Source organism: Aquimarina besae, from assembly GCF_042434905.1.
Lineage (GTDB): Bacteria > Bacteroidota > Bacteroidia > Flavobacteriales > Flavobacteriaceae > Aquimarina.
On the sequence record NZ_CP170199.1, the window covers coordinates 1,256,829 to 1,274,242 of the forward strand.

The 17,414-nt window shown below is 33.2% G+C and carries 25 protein-coding genes and 1 pseudogene; 23 read left to right on the top strand and 3 right to left on the bottom strand.

The window, feature by feature from the left end; all coding sequences use genetic code 11:
• Positions 1-50: 50 nt before the first annotated feature.
• From ACE94K_RS05580 to ACE94K_RS05590, 3 genes are all read right to left on the bottom strand, one after another.
• A complete protein-coding gene (locus ACE94K_RS05580; protein ID WP_378181132.1) occupies positions 51-980 on the bottom strand; it encodes a hypothetical protein in 930 nt (309 codons plus the stop codon).
• Between the two features lie 50 nt (positions 981-1,030).
• Positions 1,031-2,047, bottom strand: a complete 1,017-nt coding sequence (locus tag ACE94K_RS05585) for a hypothetical protein (RefSeq protein WP_378181135.1) — start codon at positions 2,045-2,047, stop codon at positions 1,031-1,033.
• An 86-nt stretch (positions 2,048-2,133) separates the two neighbouring features.
• A complete protein-coding gene (locus ACE94K_RS05590; protein ID WP_378181137.1) occupies positions 2,134-2,607 on the bottom strand; it encodes a hypothetical protein in 474 nt (157 codons plus the stop codon).
• 569 nt (positions 2,608-3,176) lie between these two features.
• On the opposite strand from ACE94K_RS05590, the gene ACE94K_RS05595 reads away from it, so the two are divergent.
• The 23 genes and pseudogenes from ACE94K_RS05595 to ACE94K_RS05705 all read left to right on the top strand — a co-directional run bounded on the left by ACE94K_RS05595 (position 3,177) and on the right by ACE94K_RS05705 (position 17,332).
• Positions 3,177-3,455, top strand: coding sequence for a hypothetical protein (locus ACE94K_RS05595; protein WP_378181140.1), 279 nt, complete (start codon positions 3,177-3,179; stop codon positions 3,453-3,455).
• Between the two features lie 322 nt (positions 3,456-3,777).
• Entirely contained in the window at positions 3,778-4,191 is a 414-nt protein-coding gene (locus ACE94K_RS05600; RefSeq protein ID WP_378181143.1) for a hypothetical protein, read from the top strand.
• A gap of 191 nt (positions 4,192-4,382) precedes the next feature.
• A complete protein-coding gene (locus ACE94K_RS05605) occupies positions 4,383-4,895 on the top strand; it encodes a DUF4274 domain-containing protein (RefSeq protein WP_378181146.1) in 513 nt (170 codons plus the stop codon).
• A 92-nt stretch (positions 4,896-4,987) separates the two neighbouring features.
• Complete coding sequence (locus ACE94K_RS05610; RefSeq protein ID WP_378181149.1) at positions 4,988-5,431, top strand: hypothetical protein; 444 nt, start codon at positions 4,988-4,990, stop codon at positions 5,429-5,431.
• A complete protein-coding gene (locus ACE94K_RS05615) occupies positions 5,425-5,877 on the top strand; it encodes a DUF6210 family protein (protein ID WP_378181153.1) in 453 nt (150 codons plus the stop codon). The genes ACE94K_RS05610 and ACE94K_RS05615 overlap by 7 nt, the downstream gene beginning before the upstream one ends.
• Positions 5,878-5,942: 65 nt before the next feature.
• Positions 5,943-6,482, top strand: a complete 540-nt coding sequence (locus tag ACE94K_RS05620; RefSeq protein WP_378181155.1) for a hypothetical protein — start codon at positions 5,943-5,945, stop codon at positions 6,480-6,482.
• An 81-nt stretch (positions 6,483-6,563) separates the two neighbouring features.
• A complete protein-coding gene (locus ACE94K_RS05625) occupies positions 6,564-6,818 on the top strand; it encodes a hypothetical protein (protein ID WP_378181158.1) in 255 nt (84 codons plus the stop codon).
• A 24-nt stretch (positions 6,819-6,842) separates the two neighbouring features.
• Positions 6,843-7,154 (top strand): annotated as a pseudogene (locus tag ACE94K_RS05630) (hypothetical protein); the annotation flags it as partial.
• 40 nt (positions 7,155-7,194) lie between these two features.
• Positions 7,195-7,539, top strand: coding sequence for a hypothetical protein (locus tag ACE94K_RS05635; protein WP_378181161.1), 345 nt, complete (start codon positions 7,195-7,197; stop codon positions 7,537-7,539).
• A gap of 33 nt (positions 7,540-7,572) precedes the next feature.
• Positions 7,573-7,839 (top strand): transposase, encoded by a 267-nt coding sequence (locus ACE94K_RS05640; protein WP_378172586.1) that lies wholly within the window; start codon positions 7,573-7,575, stop codon positions 7,837-7,839.
• A 20-nt stretch (positions 7,840-7,859) separates the two neighbouring features.
• The gene (locus tag ACE94K_RS05645; RefSeq protein WP_378181164.1) at positions 7,860-8,669 is read left to right on the top strand and encodes an IS3 family transposase; all 810 of its coding nucleotides are present in this window, start codon (positions 7,860-7,862) and stop codon (positions 8,667-8,669) included.
• 587 nt (positions 8,670-9,256) lie between these two features.
• Positions 9,257-9,667 (top strand): hypothetical protein, encoded by a 411-nt coding sequence (locus ACE94K_RS05650; protein ID WP_378181166.1) that lies wholly within the window; start codon positions 9,257-9,259, stop codon positions 9,665-9,667.
• A gap of 15 nt (positions 9,668-9,682) precedes the next feature.
• Positions 9,683-10,126, top strand: a complete 444-nt coding sequence (locus tag ACE94K_RS05655) for a hypothetical protein (protein ID WP_378181169.1) — start codon at positions 9,683-9,685, stop codon at positions 10,124-10,126.
• A 30-nt stretch (positions 10,127-10,156) separates the two neighbouring features.
• Entirely contained in the window at positions 10,157-10,942 is a 786-nt protein-coding gene (locus ACE94K_RS05660) for a hypothetical protein (protein ID WP_378181172.1), read from the top strand.
• A 98-nt stretch (positions 10,943-11,040) separates the two neighbouring features.
• Positions 11,041-11,529, top strand: a complete 489-nt coding sequence (locus ACE94K_RS05665; protein WP_378181175.1) for a hypothetical protein — start codon at positions 11,041-11,043, stop codon at positions 11,527-11,529.
• A gap of 1 nt (position 11,530) precedes the next feature.
• Positions 11,531-11,962 carry a hypothetical protein gene (locus tag ACE94K_RS05670; protein WP_378181178.1) on the top strand — a complete coding sequence of 144 codons (432 nt, stop codon included), beginning with the start codon at positions 11,531-11,533 and terminating at the stop codon, positions 11,960-11,962.
• Position 11,963: 1 nt separating this feature from the next.
• Positions 11,964-12,608: a hypothetical protein gene (locus tag ACE94K_RS05675; protein WP_378181181.1), complete on the top strand. Its 645-nt coding sequence runs from the start codon at positions 11,964-11,966 to the stop codon at positions 12,606-12,608.
• Between the two features lie 59 nt (positions 12,609-12,667).
• On the top strand, positions 12,668-13,078 hold the full coding sequence (locus tag ACE94K_RS05680) for a hypothetical protein (RefSeq protein WP_378181184.1): 411 nt from the start codon (positions 12,668-12,670) through the stop codon (positions 13,076-13,078).
• 8 nt (positions 13,079-13,086) lie between these two features.
• Positions 13,087-13,374: a hypothetical protein gene (locus tag ACE94K_RS05685; protein ID WP_378181187.1), complete on the top strand. Its 288-nt coding sequence runs from the start codon at positions 13,087-13,089 to the stop codon at positions 13,372-13,374.
• 117 nt (positions 13,375-13,491) lie between these two features.
• On the top strand, positions 13,492-14,049 hold the full coding sequence (locus ACE94K_RS05690; RefSeq protein ID WP_378181189.1) for a DUF4274 domain-containing protein: 558 nt from the start codon (positions 13,492-13,494) through the stop codon (positions 14,047-14,049).
• Between the two features lie 181 nt (positions 14,050-14,230).
• A complete protein-coding gene (locus ACE94K_RS05695; RefSeq protein WP_378181192.1) occupies positions 14,231-14,689 on the top strand; it encodes a hypothetical protein in 459 nt (152 codons plus the stop codon).
• Between the two features lie 75 nt (positions 14,690-14,764).
• Entirely contained in the window at positions 14,765-15,115 is a 351-nt protein-coding gene (locus tag ACE94K_RS05700) for a hypothetical protein (RefSeq protein ID WP_378181194.1), read from the top strand.
• A 594-nt stretch (positions 15,116-15,709) separates the two neighbouring features.
• Positions 15,710-17,332 carry a tetratricopeptide repeat protein gene (locus ACE94K_RS05705; protein ID WP_378181197.1) on the top strand — a complete coding sequence of 541 codons (1,623 nt, stop codon included), beginning with the start codon at positions 15,710-15,712 and terminating at the stop codon, positions 17,330-17,332.
• The last annotated feature ends 82 nt before the right edge of the window (positions 17,333-17,414 follow it).

Below are 17,414 nucleotides of genomic sequence, written 5' to 3' on the forward strand. Positions count from 1 at the left end.
TATAATAGTTTTATAGTTTTTCAGGATATGTTGTTGGAACTCTTTGTTGTTCATTTTACGATATCCATATTAATTATTTTCTGCCCGTTTTTGGTAAAAACGAATAGCCATAATTTGTTTTTTGTTTTGCCAATTATCCTACAGTTGTTGTATTCTTTTGAAATATTAAACTCTATATACTCATTTTCAGTAAAATCGTAAATACTTTCATTATTGGTTTTTTGCTTTGTTTTTTGAAAGTCATATGGTGTGATTACCGCTTGTGTTTCATTAAGCATTTTCATAAATGATTTTTGTTCGGGCTTAAACTGGTATTCAAATGAAGAGGCAGTACTATCTACTGCTATTAAAGAATAGTTTGGGTAAGTGTAGTATTGAATATCTGTACCTGGGCTTACGATATAGCACTTATCTTGAAACAAGCTCAAATAAAATACCATTTCTCCTTTTATACCACGCATTAATTTATATGGTAACATCGCCTCGGTTTGTAACTCCCACCTCGCAGTAAGATCAGTGGGGTTTAAATTTAAAATAGAATAAAATGTTATTTCCTGCATCATACCATAGTTGATAAATGCGAATGGAATTCTATTTGATATTGAAGAATAACCAGGAACAGAAGGGAACAGTGCTCTTGTACTACCATCGGTATAAGTTTCTCGTTTAAACTCGTTTTGAATGGTATAACATCTTTCAACTTTTGAAAAATCGACAGAAAGCTCATACACCTTATTATTTGTAATGATACCGTAGGTGTTTCCATTTTTAAAAGGGCAGAAACTAGCATAAGAGAGCTTTTGTTTGATAAATGTTTCTCTTATTTCAGGGGGTAACATAACCCGTTCTACGCCTGTTTTATCAAGTATAAAGAAAAAATCTTTCCTATGAAACCTGATGATTCTGTCATCCTCATAAAAATTCTGGAAATAATTTTCATCAAAGGAATAAGGTCTGGCGGTTTCTATTTCAAAATTCATTGTTTTAACTAATTAAAGGAGTTTTTGTATTTAAAATGCCATTTCTAATATTAGAACAAAGCATTGTATGCCTTAATAAGTGCCTTATAATCTGCTAAAGGCATTCCACCTAACTTGATTTCAAAGGGTGTTTCTTTGTCCTCTTTAGACATAGATAGGTATAATATTCTGCTAGTATCATTCCATACGGCAAACGATTCATAAAATTTATACACTTGTAGATTCGCTTCTGCTAAAGCGTAATAAGCATCCCACATTGTGTCATCAAAGTTTGCCGTAGATTTAGGTTGAAGGTCTGGATTGGGCGATTGCTGCAACAGTTCGGTAATCTGTGCTTGATAACTATCAAACTTTTCTAAGGCAATACGTTCTTGCTCGTCATAAGGAAGGTTTCCAGCATCATCGAATCCGAAAAAAGTATTGGATGAAGCCAATGGCACTTGTGGATAGATGACATCTTGGGATTCGGTTTCATAATAATTTTTGTCGATGTAATCTTCGTCAAATTCATCTTGATAAGGCTCTTCTTCAAAACTTTCTGTCATTTTTAGGTAATTTTTAATGATTTCCTGCTTTTTTTCTTCAGAATAATGGGGTAAGGATGCTAGGCCTTTAATAAATTCAACTTTACCGGAAGCCATCAGGTGTGAGTGATTATATTCTTCTAGCGCGGTTTCAAATTGATATATAAAATCCTGAAACGTAGCCTCAGTCAGTCTTAGGGGAGCTAAATGAGTCTCATAGATTTTTTTGGCCAGCGGCAAGTATTTTGCATCCATCCCATCAAAATCGTGCTCCTCTTCTGGGTAACAGAATTCATTTAAGATATCTGTGAATCCTGCTATTTCATCTCTGTTTATTTTCTTATCAGCGAAATGGGTTTTGAGGATTATCTCAATGAGTTCCTTTTGCTGTGCAAGCCACTTTTTAGAATTATCACCTTGTTCAATGGGCATCGAATTATAATCGCTGAAAATATCCCAGAACGTAGCCTCTGGTTTTTCTTTTTTGAGCTCTTCAAAAATGGTTTTGAGTGGCATTTCGTGTATCCAGAAAGGTGTTTTCATAGTGTTGTTACTTAATTCATTTTTACAAAAAAATCTGATCTAATGTGTTTTATAAAGATTAAATCGTCTTGAAAGTTTATGAAATCCTAACCTTCCATAAAATTGTTTTCCAAGTTCAGCTTCATAAACTTTTTCCACCAAATATCATTTTTTGGATATTTAATAGCCTTAAAATATTCGTAACCAAGATGTCTATACGCTATGGTATAGAGTGTGTAGCTGATAAATGGAAAAAACCAGCCAATGTCATTAAAAAAGGAGTGTAGCCTTTTGGATTTTTTATGCAGTAGCGTAACCTGCTCTAAATGTTCTGAAAATAAATATGGGTCGTATATTGATGAATGAAACTGACTTGTAAAGCTATAACCAGGGGCTATTTGGAAGTCCAAGTATAACGATCTAAATGCCAACAGATCTGTTTTTCCATCTAGTTCTGACACATCATCTTTTTCATGATATTTAAACGTGCTTTTAATACGGTCAAGCAATGCATCGCTGAGCGTCTTTTTTTTGTAGAGCCACTGCCAGAATAGTTTTTGGCTAAAGATGTTGTTTTGCATATTTCCTAAGTTACGGTTTTCAACATATACTACCTTTAATAAATTCTTCTGTAAAAGTAACCAACGATATGTTCCATGTAAGTTGTAAAGAATTGGATGCCATCGATATAAAACCTAAAAGTATACCTATTACACGAATGGTTACTGATTTTTTGGATAAAACCGCAGGCGTCAAAAAAAATACTCAATAACAGTCCGAAAAAAATGACTACAGTTATGTATATAAGTAGTAGAGCAAAGCCACCGAGTCCATCGCCAACACTGTTATTGTTTAGTAATGCTTCTAAAGGGTGAAATCCCCACACACTTAGAAGCCAAATTATTAAAAAGGTAATAATGGGGATTTGGTATTTTTTTAATTTCATTCTAAACAATTATTGGGCTTCAATGTAAAACTAGCACTTATATTTTTAAAAACGTTCCAACTTATAAATTGGTACTTGAAGTGGCTTTATTTGTATGTTGGTTTGCTTACAATTTAGTTATTTTAGGAATGTTTTAGATTTTAATTAATTAACTATTAAAAACAAGATATTAGTAACGAAGATTTTTCTTATTTATAATTTTTAATGCGGATAAGAATATATTTAGTAGCTGTAACAAGTTTTCCTTCAATTGAAATGAACCAAAAACAAGCCAATAGGATAATTAAATTGCTAAAAGAAAAGGACATTTCTTTTGACAGGGGTTTAACCGATATCGAAATAGAAAAGATTAACCATGATTTTGGAATCATTTTTCCTGATGATTTAGAGCCACTCTTTCAAACCGGACTTTCTGTGAGTCCTGGTTTTGGGCATTGGAGATATGGAATAAGTAGCGAAAAGGGAAAACAAGAAATTGAATAAAACTACAGATAATAATAGGTGAAATATATTGAAAATGTATCTTAAAAAAGTCTTGTAAGTAATTTAAATGATCAACAAGTTTGAAGATTTTGATAGAAAGACGTTCCTATACAAAAACTTTATTAGGAATGGTTCTTTAGTAAGCCTAGTAACCGATATCCACAAATCCGCAGGTTGCTATATCGCGAACTGTGAGCCTGATTCAAAACATGATTTTAACCGATTTGCACCACTTTTTAAGGACCTTAGAGGAGAAATCAGTAACAATTACTGGTGGTTTTGAATTAAAAGGAGTTTTCAGAACAAAAAATGACTAACAACTATGAAAAAGCACAACTATTGGGGTAAAATTGAAAAGGACTGGGCAGGTTTTTCAGGAGAAATCTTGTTTAAATCCGCACATTTTGATAATAAGGAAATTACTGTATTCCTAGGGAATGAGTTTGATGAAGATGGTAAGGAAATCGAAGCATTTCCAACGGATAACGAACTAACCGACTTTGAAAAGACCTATCTACATTTCTTGAGTCATCTTGGAGATATTATTAAAGAAATCAAAGAAAGAACATTTGAACGGTATTTGAAGGTGTATGCGCATTATTATGAAAATGAGGAGAAATCAGGCCAAATACCATTGCATTTGGATTCAAAGGAAAAACATTTCGAAACCATCAAAAGCATTATAAACTTCAGAGTACTTAAAAACAGAACAATAAAAATCTCAATAGGCTACTAGCTTGACACAGAACACGGACTTGAAGTACTAATCGAAAACAATAGGGTAAAAGCATTAGGTGGGATAGCAGAAACTTAAAAAAAGCCCCAACTTATAAATTGGCACGTGTTTAAACTTTTTCAATAGAATGTTCTTATTTAATTAGGTTATTTTAGACAATTAAAATTATGAAAAGATAGATCTCAGTAGTCATGAGTCCAAAATTAAGAAATGAAGAGTATGATGCTTTAGAAAATAAACTCATCATAGAATTTGCCACCAAGCAATCGCAAGAAACCCTACACCAAATGGTGATGGATAGTTGGGATTGTACCAGTTGTCTAAAAGATTGGCGGGTGGATAATCCTTTCACAGATAAGGCTACCATGCTGATGATCTATTGGAAGTGTAATCCCGGGAATATTAAGACATTTAAGGACAAAAATGCAATGTCGACTAACCCATACAACAGAAAGTTATTGAACTTTGTTGAAAAAATAGAAAGCAATTATGTAAATGGCTTTTATAAATCTGGCAGTTTTCAGCTTGATCCGGAGTTTTGGGTAAAACAGCATAGCGAAATCGAACAATCAACCAGAATTCCTGAAATAATGTTCGAAAAAGTTGAAGGAAAAAAGGTAGCAGAGCCTCTATATTCTAGAGAAGAATGCCCGCCAGAGTTGGATATTTTGTTGGACGAACTTTTCGATAGCAATTTTAAATGATGTTAACATTAAGTCTGAATTATATACGGGATTCATTTTGAAATAACTATTTGAAACTTACATATGAAGATTGATTAGCAACGTAAAAAAGAATGAAAAAAATAACCTTAGATTTTGGCAATCCGGAACACGGATGGCTCCCGGTGGCATTGAAACATGAGGGATTTAAGTTGAATTTTGATGCTTCTGATGTGCCTAAAATCCCGACGAATTTATTATGCGAATGTTTAATTTTCGTTCTGAAAGGACTTGAATCAAAGATGTACTGTTTTCTGGAACCTGGGTATTATCTTTTTGAATTTGTTCCTAATGGCGAAGCCATAGATTTATCTATTTCAGCAAGCGATGATTCTAGTGTAAAACAAAAAGAAGTGCATAAAATATCTGGATGTTTTGAGTCGATAGTCTTACCTATGTATCAAACTTTAAAAAAGTTTAACACATTTGAGTTTAACGACTATGACTGGGAAAAGATAGATAGAGAGACATTGGATAAATTAACCCAACTAGTACATAAAAGAAAAACAGCTTGCTAAAACCTGAAATAACCATACATGATTCAGTAGGATTGGGCATCATCATAGAATTTCCAACCGGAGTAATGATTTCTAATCAAACTGGTGGGACAGCATGTTTACATCCAAAAATTGAAGGGGTATACGTTCCATTGCGTAACGATTATGCCGAGGATACATTAGAATTCTTTAGTCCTGAAATCGAATTGAGCAAATACTTCAAAGGATCAAAATATCGAGGGACTGGTGCTGTACAGGGTATTGACATGGAGGATGTTTATCGCATAAACATTATTTTATCGAAATCAAAGCTCATTGAATGTGTAGAGATTGATGTAAATCATTTACAGGAATCTCACGAAGCGTGGATTTGGATAAAGATAAAACAAACCAAAAAATTAGACCTGATTAAAGGATTTGAAGCATTTCCTCTAAAAGGAGTATTAACTTGGTCCAATAGTGATTAAAATGGTTACCGCAATGGATCACTCGATATAGAAATGATAAAACAACTCTAAATTCTTAACAAACAATGACAATCAAAGATTTCTTTAAGATTATTATTAAATTATTTGCACTGTATTCTGCAACCATAGCTATTTTTAGTTTATTGCCAACGTATATTGGATATGCTATAAATTCATCTGAATTCGGGTCTATAATTTTGGCATTAGGGGTAGTAGTAATAACAGTTGCCCTGTTAATCGTGTTGATTTTTGGCGCTGAAAAAATTGTCAATATACTTAAATTAGATAAGGGATTCGATGAAAATCGAATTGATTTTGGAAACATAAAGGAAATCACTATCCTTAAGACAGCCATTATTGTAATTGCAGGCCTACTTATCATTGATAATTTTCCCTTGTTTCTAAATCATTGCTTCTTTCTTTTCAAGAATCTGATTTCTAAAAAAGAAGTCGGTGCAGGAATCGAAACTTTTGTTTACGGAAAAGCAGATTATTTTCAGTTTTTCACTGCAATACTTAGTATTTTGATTGGATATTTGATGATCACTAATTATACCGGTGTAGCAAATTGGCTGTCCAAAATAGATAAGAAAAATAGAGGTTAACTTGAATTCGTACTATCTTTAAGATTGCCTATGATGCACTGCTTAAAACGAATTTTATAGCAAACTAAAAACTCTGTGTCAATGAATACACTTACATCTCATATGTCGGAGAAAAACTTCTGGAGCCAACTTCAAAGCGCGCTTTATGAACCTGATAAACAGAAAGTAGTCCAATTAATTGAAAGCGATAAAATTGAGATAAATGAATATTTAGATGCTTCAAACCTTAACTCCATTCTTATGAACGCAGTTAACTGTTCTCCTCTGTTTTGTGGCTCCAAAGAACAGATAGGTATCATTAACTATTTAATGGACCTAAAAGCGGATGTCAATTAAAAAAACAATAAGGGATATAATGCTCTACATATTGCCATTGCTTATCACGATCTTTCGGAAGTGAGTTTAATTTTAATAAAAAGAGGAAACCCAGATGTAAATATTATTGATGAAAAAAATGGAAATAGCCCAATATATATAGCAATTCGGGAGTATGGACTAACTTGGCGAGAAGAACAAAAAGAAGTCAATCAATTACGGTTTGAGATTATAAAAGAACTTTTGCATCGCAAAGCAAACTTGGATCAGGTAAATAATCACGGTATTTCAGCAAGAAAATGGATAGAAAGAGTACCCTTGCAAGACAAATTACACAAATTAATAGATAAAATGTAATGTGAAAGATAATCAGTCCTTTGAAATAAAAGCGATTAAAATGAATGCGCATAAAACAGCTTTTGACATTTTTGTGAATCAGCAACAGCTAAGCAAAAAGCTTGGAATCGATCGATTCGATATGGCCTATTGTGATGTTGATTTGGATACATTTGAAGTTGACACTACCAAATTTCCCGACTACAATAGAAAACAAATCAATACAAATGCGGTTTCCCGGTTTTTAGGAAATAGTAACCCCACAAACCAGTTTGGAACCGACCGAATCGTGCTTTACAGATGTCACTGTGGTTCTGATTATTGTGGCGTTATATCGTTTCGTTTGGAAAAACAAGGTGACGTGATTTTATGGAAGGATATTAGGTGTACCCTTATTAAAAATTAAGACAGTTTAAAAATTCACTAAATTTAAACTGTAATGAAGAAATCAAAATTTACTGAGAGCCAAATCATCAAGGCATTAAAAGAGAATGAAGCTGGTCGTTCTGTAGAGGAGATCAGTAGAGAGTTAAGTATTAACAAGGGTACATTTTACAATTGGCGCAAGAAGTATGGCGGGATGGAAGTAAGTCATTTGAAGCGTTTAAAAGAGTTAGAGGCCGAGAATTTGAGGTTAAAAAGGATGTATGCAGACGTATCCTTAGATTTACAAATGGCAAAAGATGTACTGTCAAAAAAGTGGTAGAGCCTTCCGTTAAAAAGAAAGTGATAGAATTTCTCAGGACTAACTATAGTGTGGGCTTGAAGCGAATATCAAGTATCGTAGGATATAGTCGTTCTTCGTATTATTATCAAAGTAAATTGAATGATACTGAGATTATAGAGAAATTGAATGAATTAGTAGAAAAGAAGCCCAATAGAGGTTTTGATTATTACTTTAAAAGAAGTAGACGAGAAGGCTGTAAATGGTCAAGAGGTAGGATGTTAAGGGTATATCGCAAGCAAGGATTAGTTCGAAGATCCAAAAAGCGCAAGAAGTTACCAATAGAACAGAGAAAGCCGTTATATCAGCCTAAAACAGTTAATGAAATCTGGAGTATGGATTTTATGAGTGACAGTTTATCGGATAGAAGAGCTTTTAGAATTTTGAATGTGATAGATGATCATAATCGAGAATGTTTACTTAGTCAAGGAAGTATAAGCTTTCCCTCTGAGCAAGTAATAAGATATTTAGAAGAATTAATAGAATATTATGGAAAGCCAAAATATATCCGAACAGATAATGGACCTGAATTCACTTCTAACCAATATAAAACTTGGTGTAAGAAGAAAAACATCATACGTGTATATTCAGAACCAGGAAAACCAATGCAAAATGGCTATATAGAGAGATTTAATAGGACATTTAGAGAAGATGTATTAGATGCTTACATATTCGATAGTTTAACGCAATTTCAAGTGATAGCAGATAAAATGATCCAAGATTACAATGATAATCATCCACATGAATCCTTAGGTGGAAAAAGCCCCAAGGAATATGGAAAACCAAAACATCCCATTGTTAGCTTAAGCTAACAATGGGATGGATAATAAAATTTTTTAAATTATAAACTGTCTAAAGATTTATAAGTTTACACTTCTTATGAGATGAATTTTTAAAATGTATCAAATCTATAGTATTAAGTTTTTTCAACAGTGTGTATTCTCAAAAATCATAAAAGCATGCAAATGATAAGCCCCAACTTATAAATTGGAACCTCTACCGACATAAATTGTCGTCTAAATTGTTATCAATTTTATAATTTCACCAAAATTCGTTTTTAAAATCATCTGAATTTTTATGAAGTCTTATTAGTATGTAGTTAAGTTAAAAATTTTGTGTTGTCAGTATGAGACATCCAATAAAGTTTTATCCAGTGCATAAATTAATGTATTTTAATTCTAAACTCTGGTGTCACACTGAGCCTGTCGAAATGTTTTTGTCTTACAATTTGCGAGCTCTTGTTCACCTTCCGAGGAAGCTTAACATGACAAGGTTAGTGTATCTAGCTTTATTTAATCATGCAGGGTTTTGCCTTAAAAATAGTTGAATTGGGACTAATAAAGGATGAAGAGATATAACGAGTAGAAATCTTTGTTTAACAGTAGTAATCATTAAAAAAATGGGATTAGCAGAAAGAAGAATTGTAAAAGAATTTGAAGAAAAAACATTTCCAAAATTACAGGAGGAAATTAATACGGCGGCGAACAAGACCCTAGAAATTGAAGTTGATTGGAAATCGTTAGCCATCGACGGAAGCAGTCATTTATATGAGGAATGCTGGCCACAGGTGTATTTTGAACCCTTAAAAATAGCTTTAGAACAAATCACAACAGATGAAATGGGGAAAGATGCTATTGCAGAAAGTTTAGACAAGGTCATTATAAAAAATGAAAATGGAATATCGTTGGCAAGTAAGTGGTGTTCTTTTGAAAATAAAACCTTAGTTTTAGATCACAAACCCACTACAAATCTCAATCAAAGTCCTGATCGTGCAAAAGCAGTTCAGAAATTATTAGAAGAAAATCTTTGATGCACGCAAAAATCAATGAGAAGCGAATTACAATTTTTTATGATCCAAGCAGACGAAGAAGAATTTGTCTCATTATTTACCAATTTTGTAGATAGAATTGATAAAGAAAGTGAATGGCAATGGTTCTTTTATGTCTGCGATTGCCCCATTCAATTTTTAAGAAGTAAAAAAGTAGACAACCAGTTATTGTCAGGAAGGATCTCTATCGCTACCCATGGTTTTGGTTTGCAATACGAGGCGGCTAAAAGCGCAGAGCAATTATATTCAAAAATGAGACGATGGGTAAAAAAGTATTACTCCAACAACTTAACAGTGGAAAATGTAAAATCCAAAAACAGTAAAATGAATACAAGCAGGTTTTGGGTGAGCAAACGGGTGGTAACACTAAAGAAAACTGACAAACAGTTGATTTTAAGACAGATCCCTAATGCGCCTATTGTTTTTGAAATATTAGATTAAATGATTTTTGTCACAAGTACTATAAAAAATATGAATAACAAAGCATCGCTAATATTATTTTTCCTATTCTTTTTGGTGGCTTGCAATAACAACCCAAAGGCTACCTCTAATGAACAAATACCGGAGGAAAATCCAGAACAGATCAAACCGCAAACAACAAATGCTCAAAATACTACTAGAGAAGAGCCAATCAGCTCAGCAACTTCATCCAATAGTATTGACGGTGTAAGGTTATATAAAACAAAGTATTTTAGGAGCGATGACCATCCGGAATATGTTTACTACGAATCAAAAAAGGATAGTGTCAGATATTCATTTCATACAAAAACATCCTTTGATTATGGGGTTTTAGAAAAAAACTACAATGATTTAATGTCAACCGATTATTTCGTTTTTCTAAAACCAAAAAAGCTGGATAGCACACTTGTACTTCACTTAAAAGACACTGTGTTTACCAAAAAACATAAGGACATGGATCCTGAATATGAAGAACCATCTGAAATGGATCAGCTTTTGCAAGATTATGCCATAGTAACCTTTCCTAGTGATGGCGATATTGATGCAGCCACAATTAACATCAGGAATCAAATTGTAAGACACTTTGGTTCTGCCGGAGAAGGTTACCAAGTCTCACCTGACCAAAAATCATTAAAAATTTGGCACAGTTCAGAGAAAGAAGTAAAACTGGATACTATTTGCCCAGAGTTATTAAAAATAGAAAGTGCTTACTATGAGTTAGGCGAAGCCTTTATCTACGAACTCGCTTCCGGTAAGGAAACTTCTATGGGAGAGTATGGTTGTTTGTTTGTGCAGTAACCTAAAAAATAAATCGTATGAATCTAAAATATGAAATCTGTAAATACTTATTTCTAGCAATACTAAGTACCACTAGCTTTTCGATGAAAAGTCAATAAATGAATAACACCACAAACAAAAATATGAATAACATCTACAACTTTGAAGAAGTCGATAGTATTCTGGAAGAAAACGTCAGGAGCAATTATCCATCAATATGCGAAGGACGCTCTGATAGCGAATGCGCCAAAATGGTAGTTAAGGTAATTGTAAATGTGAATCAAAAATCTGACGCGCTTCGTATTGCAGGAGCTCCATTAGGAATTTACACTGCTAATTATGAAATCATTGTGAATGAAACCTGCAATCTGTATAGTTATCATGCTACTCATCTTTTTGAGTTGGATTATACAAATTGCGTGACTGAAGAAGACCAAAATAAATCTGCTTTACTATCAAAAATACAAGAACGGGTAAAGCAAAGCAAGACACCAGAACTCAACATTTATAAAGGAGAAGTTGGTATTTCAAATTTTAAAGATACCATGACTAAATCTAAAAGATTATATGAACAGGAATATGAAATAAAGTGGTTAGAAATAAAATGAAATGAAACATAGTCTGCGAAAAATAAAAGTGAATAACAACACTTATCTATGGAAAAGGGAACATCATCACTTAGCCACTTTTGAGCACTCAACATGTGTCGAAAAAGTAACGATTTATCTAGAAGGATGTAAAAAATCGCCTTTACGACTATTTTTCAGAGAAGAAGACAATGCGAGTTTCAAGAAAGATGTAGAAAAAGAAAAATGGTGTGTCGGATATCCTGATGATGGCGTGGTTTGGCTGCTAAAAAAGGATGAAGCACCGGAAACAATGCCCGTAATGATCAACCTCAATCGCCCCGGTGTAATCGCAACATTAATTAACTATTTTTTGGAAAACGGCTGGCAACCGGAAACAACTCAAAAACCCTATGAAATAAAGGATGCATTGAGGTATCTTGAAATTATTGAATTGCCTAAAGGAATAACTTAAAATGAAACAAAACAGTCCAAAAAATAATGCATTACCCGAAAATCCGAGCCTGGAAACGATTCTGAAGCATGTTGAAGGTAACAACGACTTCCAAACAGAGCTAAACAATCACTTTTCATCGTCATATCAAAAAGCCTTGTTTATCATGTCTGACTTGGTGTGGAAAAAGTATAGAAACCAATCACTTACGGAAGTGAGAGCGCATATGAATGATGCTGCATTTCATCTTTACGTCGCCTATCAAGCCATAGGTTGTGCGCAAAGTGGAGGTTGGGCAGTAGGGGTTTTTGGCAATACACCACAACTTATCCCTTTTATTCCCGATGCCTTTGAAGATTTGGGATGGGGCACCGCTGTCGAAGCTTTTAATCGTACTGTTGATGCTTTTCCCGAAGGGACAATCTTTAATTTGAACGATAAGGACTATATAGATATCCTCAATTTTATTGAAAATCCACGTAGAAAAATAGAGCATCCAAAACTTTTACAATACTCAAAAACCGAAAGAGAACAGTACTGCCATAATTATGAACAGTGCATTGTACGACTTGAAGAGATTACTGATGCATTATGGGTAGACAACAAAGAGTGGAGTATAATAACACACTATTACAATGATAACTTACAAAAAAGAATATGGGAATAGAAACGAATTATAGAAATCAAAAGCATAAGCTCAATAATTTTAAAATCAATAAAAGATAAATGGAATATGTACCTCAAAACAAAATAGCATTGCACCTAAAATTAGGGAAAAAACTAGCCAGTTTTGTAAAAGTTGGGTTTTATTTTGAACAAAGAACATTTGATTGGCTAAAACTTGAAAAGAGTAATGACCTTATTACAGTGAGTTTGGTTAGAAGTTTTGATGAAGGCAATGTAGGATTTAATAATGTATGGGAATTTAAAACTGTCAACGAATTGGACGAGGAAGAAAACAAACACATAAAAGGAGATTTTGAGACTATTGAACGATGGATTTTTGAAAATTTTGGTTTGAAAATGGATAATTTTTTCCAAATCGATGAACTTGATGATAAGTACACTGAACTAGTGAAAGAAAACAAACTAGGCGTTAATTTTAAAGATGATAGAGAAACCAACAAAAGTCATTAAAAAACCAAATGTACAATTGGAAAACACATACAAAACAACACCTACCCGAACTTCTTGAGTATTGTTCCTTGTTTGATACTATTGATAACCCAATGCTACTTTGGATAGAAATCGATGGCTTGTTTTATCAAGCTGTAAAGGCCAAAAATGATGAACTCATCAAACGCATTTTTGCAGAAGCAGACTACCACTTCGTCTATGTGAAAGAAAAGAAAGACGATTTATTTGGCACTGCAGTAGCCATGATCTTAATCAAACATTTTTTAGACGAGAAAGAGAAGATTCCTTATGGCTAAATTTTTTTCAAAGGAACACTTTGTAACATGTAAAGACCTCTTAATCTTTTAAAATGGCCCATTCATTTGCTTGAACACCAGGAGGAAATTAAAATACTAAAAGCAAGATTATAAAAGATGAAGAAAAAAATAACAGAAGAACAATACCAAAAGCTTGAAGATGAAGTCTGGGAAGCCTTTTTGTCTAATGCTAGTCCTATTGAGGTCTATCATTCGCTTATCACTTCAAATTTTGATGACAATGACTATTTACTGAATTGGATTCTCACTAACCCAAAAGTAGATAAAGCCATCGCGCTTACTGCCTATTGGATGTCTGAACCCTATTATTCGAAACAATTTTTAGATAGGCAAGATTGCTTAAATAAAGAATCCTGGCACGTTGAAGCCTTCGATTATATCGAAGCGCTAGAGCACAATTATTGTAACGGATTTTACGAAATAAGCAATCTACAATGCGACCCTGGAAATGTAGAAATTGACCAAGAAACCGATTGGACGCAGTTAAACCCAACAAATATGAAACCTATACGCAATATCCCAAATCAAATGTTTGAGAAGTTAAAAGGTAAGCCTGTACCACCCGTAGATTACTATGCGTATACCGAAGGCTTACCCAATATTTATTACGATAAAATCGATGCTATTTTTGAAGAATATGAGATTGAATATTGAACATTATTAAAACGTTTTTGAAGTCACATTACAAGCAATAAAATACAAACACGGTCGCTACGAGAAAAGCGCAGATGTTAGTATACAGCTTAAAGAGCACAACGACCTTATCGGCATAACACCTAATTCGATTATTGGTTTTACTTACGAAGTAAAAAGGGAAAAATCAGAATAAATTAAGGTGCTTAGCGAATATATATATACTAATGGAAAGATAAAGACCAGTCAATACACCATCGAAACCAATGCGCTTTTTGGCAGTATCCTTACACTACATACTATCGGCAAAGATGTATTGGGTAAAATGGTGTTTAAGGTATCCTTTCCAGACCATCCAGAACTCAAAACCCCGGAACAAACCTTTTATCTCTTTGAAAAAAATATAGGTGTGTTATTTCAAAACAAACCTTTTGCCCCAGCTGGTGATAATGATATCCTTGTTTTTGAAAATAATTACCAAGTTACCCTTTGCGATGACTACAAACAATTTCTAAAGTCCTATAATGGAGTTACTTCGAACTGGTGGCACTACACTGATAAATTTTATATAGAAAAAGGAGCTTATCAAGCCGAATCTTATGGCCATATCTATACCAGATATCCGTTTCATGATGATTTGTCTCAGTTGAAAAAGGATTAGGATTGGCTCTACGACTTGAATCATTTGTTTGGCCTGGGCAATAAAAATCCACATCTGGACATGAACGATTTCTACATGCAAAGTCTATTTTACCATAATGACTTAGTAAAGTATGCTTATCCTATCGGGAAAGACCTTGGCGGTAATTGCATCATGCAAATCGCCCAAGGAAAATACAGAGGTAAGCTAGCAATGCTCGACCACGAAGTATCAGGTGCTATGGTGGATTGGATAGAAGGCAAAACTGAAGATGTGTATCAAATCCCACCAGAAAAAGCTACGGCAGATGGTTTTCTGGAAGACTGTTTTGAGTATGGAGGGCTTACGCTTTATGATATCACCTTAGACGATTTTTTGGCTGAGTTATTTAAAAAAAACGAAGCAACATATGAGACATTAAAGGAAAAATATGGAAAAAACAGGTGATTACTATGAGGTGCTTTAATATAAGTAGTACTGTTATAATTAAAATAAGGCAACAATTACAGTTAAGTAGTAAGATAAACATAATGAATTTATAAAAGACTTGACAGAATTGATAGATAAGATAGCTCATGAACAATGACACTTAGGCAAAGACTATTTTAAACTAAAAATTGGTAAAAAATGAATTTAAAAAAATAAGGTCAAGGCACATTTTGTAATGTGGTGGAATGTTGTAATACTAACTCACAATCTTCTGATAAAAAGTTCGATATCTGTCCTGCCTTCAGTACAGAGCCTTTAGATTTAATGAGTCTAAAGGTTTTTTAATTTAGATGTAATTCAATTCAAAAAATGCCATAGATCTTAATTTTAAAATTGAGTCTTCTATATTCACAGAATTGATAGATATAATGTTTTCAATAATCATAAGCAAATTGAGTTTGATTTCAAGACTGTCTCAAGAATTTAATTCCTTTGTTTATAAATTATAGAATATACCTGATATTTATTCAATCGAGTAGATGTTTTACACACAACGAATTTACTTTTCAAAAAGTTTTTGTTTCTTTAAGCTAAAGATCTCAAGTATTAGCTATGTTCAATAATAAAGTATTCTTTTTTTTATTAATCATTTTTCAAACCGGTCTTTGGGGACAATCTGCTAAAAATGACTCTTCTGGAGTTAAGGAAATAAGAGCACTTCAACAGATTTCTGAAGAAACATATCGAAAAGGTGATTTCGAATTGTATAAAAAGTATGTCGATTCATTACAGGTAATAGCAAAAGATTATGGTTTTCTGGAAGATGAGATATTAGCTATAGTAGGACAAGGAATTTATTACAGTAATCTGGATATTTATGATGAATCTCTGAAAAGATATCTTAATGCTTTAGATAAAACAGAACAGTTGTCAGAGAATTCAAAAACGAAAATTATTGTTTTGGCAAATTTGGGTAATTTGTACAATAACCTTTCACAGTATAACAAAGCCTCTGAAACTTTCAAAAAGGTAATACGATTAGCAAAACAACACGAAAATCCAGAACGTGTATTGATCGCCTCGTACAATGCTTTAGGAATTACAGCAGGGCATCAAAATAAACACGAAGAGTCTTTATTGTATGCTAAAAAAGTCGACAGTTTTGCAACAGCTTTGGATAGAAATGATATAAAAATTGTAGCACTCAATAATATTGCGGACTCTTATATAAAACTGGAAAAATATCAAAAGGCACTGCAAAGAGCTGAACAGGCCTTAGAATTGATAACCAAAAAAGAGTCTGTAGAGAGTAAGGCAAATTCACATTTACATCTTGGTGTGGCATACTTGGGACTTAACGAACCCATAAAAGCAATTGAAAATCTATTAATTGTGAAAGATATTTCTGCATCTCGTAGTTTTTTGAAATTAAAAATGCAAAGTCACAAATATCTTGCGAAGGCCTATGAACAAAATGGAAACCTGAAAGAGAGTTTAAATGAACACAAACGGTATGTAGAGGTAAAAGATACCTATCTAAATAGTCTTTCTGAAGGAAAACGAATAATTGCAGAAAGAGAGTTAAAAGAACAGGAAAAATTTTTTGCGGAAGAAAAGGATCTATTAGAAAGTAGGAATAAAAAAATAATTCTGTTCGGTTCTCTTCTTATCACTTTTGTGGTGTTTGGGTTATTGGTTTATTTTTTCAATCGTAGAAAAACATTACGAAAGCAATCTGATAGTTTAGCTCTAGACAAGGAACTCCTAGAAAATGAAAACAGGAGCCTTAGGGATAAGTTGAATGAAATCATGAGAAGAGAACCAGTGCAAGAGCCTACAATAAGTGTATCTAATTCTTCTAACAAATATCAAAATTCATCACTAAGTGATCAGGATAGAGACGAATATGCAGAGAGAATTTTGAAATATATGGAAGATGAAAAGCCATACTTAAATGAAGATCTAAAACAATCCGATTTCGCCGAGGCATTGGATATGAGTGTGCCGCAAGTTTCTGAAGTTTTAAATGCTTGCTTTCGAAAGAATTTTAATAATTTTTTAAACTTATATCGGATAAATGAAGTTAAAAAATTGATGAAAAATCCAAGTTACGAGGAATACAAAATAGTGGCCATTGGATATGAAGCAGGTTTTAAAAGTAAGACTTCTTTTAACAGGGCATTTAAAAACCTGGTGGGAGTAACACCTTCAGAATATAGGAAAAAGAGCGCTTAAGATCTATTTATATGTTTCAAATTATAATTTGAAACGTCTTCACGAACATTTATATCTAGTTTTGAAATAAAGATTTACATAG

Coding starts and splice junctions, on each gene's coding strand:
- ACE94K_RS05580 (WP_378181132.1), bottom strand. CDS start 980: ATGAATTTTGAAATAGAAACCGCCAGACCTTATTCCTTTGATGAAAAT.
- ACE94K_RS05585 (WP_378181135.1), bottom strand. CDS start 2,047: ATGAAAACACCTTTCTGGATACACGAAATGCCACTCAAAACCATTTTT.
- ACE94K_RS05590 (WP_378181137.1), bottom strand. CDS start 2,607: ATGCAAAACAACATCTTTAGCCAAAAACTATTCTGGCAGTGGCTCTAC.
- ACE94K_RS05595 (WP_378181140.1), top strand. CDS start 3,177: ATGCGGATAAGAATATATTTAGTAGCTGTAACAAGTTTTCCTTCAATT.
- ACE94K_RS05600 (WP_378181143.1), top strand. CDS start 3,778: ATGAAAAAGCACAACTATTGGGGTAAAATTGAAAAGGACTGGGCAGGT.
- ACE94K_RS05605 (WP_378181146.1), top strand. CDS start 4,383: ATGAGTCCAAAATTAAGAAATGAAGAGTATGATGCTTTAGAAAATAAA.
- ACE94K_RS05610 (WP_378181149.1), top strand. CDS start 4,988: ATGAAAAAAATAACCTTAGATTTTGGCAATCCGGAACACGGATGGCTC.
- ACE94K_RS05620 (WP_378181155.1), top strand. CDS start 5,943: ATGACAATCAAAGATTTCTTTAAGATTATTATTAAATTATTTGCACTG.
- ACE94K_RS05625 (WP_378181158.1), top strand. CDS start 6,564: ATGAATACACTTACATCTCATATGTCGGAGAAAAACTTCTGGAGCCAA.
- ACE94K_RS05635 (WP_378181161.1), top strand. CDS start 7,195: ATGAATGCGCATAAAACAGCTTTTGACATTTTTGTGAATCAGCAACAG.
- ACE94K_RS05640 (WP_378172586.1), top strand. CDS start 7,573: ATGAAGAAATCAAAATTTACTGAGAGCCAAATCATCAAGGCATTAAAA.
- ACE94K_RS05650 (WP_378181166.1), top strand. CDS start 9,257: ATGGGATTAGCAGAAAGAAGAATTGTAAAAGAATTTGAAGAAAAAACA.
- ACE94K_RS05655 (WP_378181169.1), top strand. CDS start 9,683: ATGAGAAGCGAATTACAATTTTTTATGATCCAAGCAGACGAAGAAGAA.
- ACE94K_RS05660 (WP_378181172.1), top strand. CDS start 10,157: ATGAATAACAAAGCATCGCTAATATTATTTTTCCTATTCTTTTTGGTG.
- ACE94K_RS05665 (WP_378181175.1), top strand. CDS start 11,041: ATGAATAACACCACAAACAAAAATATGAATAACATCTACAACTTTGAA.
- ACE94K_RS05670 (WP_378181178.1), top strand. CDS start 11,531: ATGAAACATAGTCTGCGAAAAATAAAAGTGAATAACAACACTTATCTA.
- ACE94K_RS05675 (WP_378181181.1), top strand. CDS start 11,964: ATGAAACAAAACAGTCCAAAAAATAATGCATTACCCGAAAATCCGAGC.
- ACE94K_RS05680 (WP_378181184.1), top strand. CDS start 12,668: ATGGAATATGTACCTCAAAACAAAATAGCATTGCACCTAAAATTAGGG.
- ACE94K_RS05685 (WP_378181187.1), top strand. CDS start 13,087: ATGTACAATTGGAAAACACATACAAAACAACACCTACCCGAACTTCTT.
- ACE94K_RS05690 (WP_378181189.1), top strand. CDS start 13,492: ATGAAGAAAAAAATAACAGAAGAACAATACCAAAAGCTTGAAGATGAA.
- ACE94K_RS05700 (WP_378181194.1), top strand. CDS start 14,765: ATGCAAAGTCTATTTTACCATAATGACTTAGTAAAGTATGCTTATCCT.
- ACE94K_RS05705 (WP_378181197.1), top strand. CDS start 15,710: ATGTTCAATAATAAAGTATTCTTTTTTTTATTAATCATTTTTCAAACC.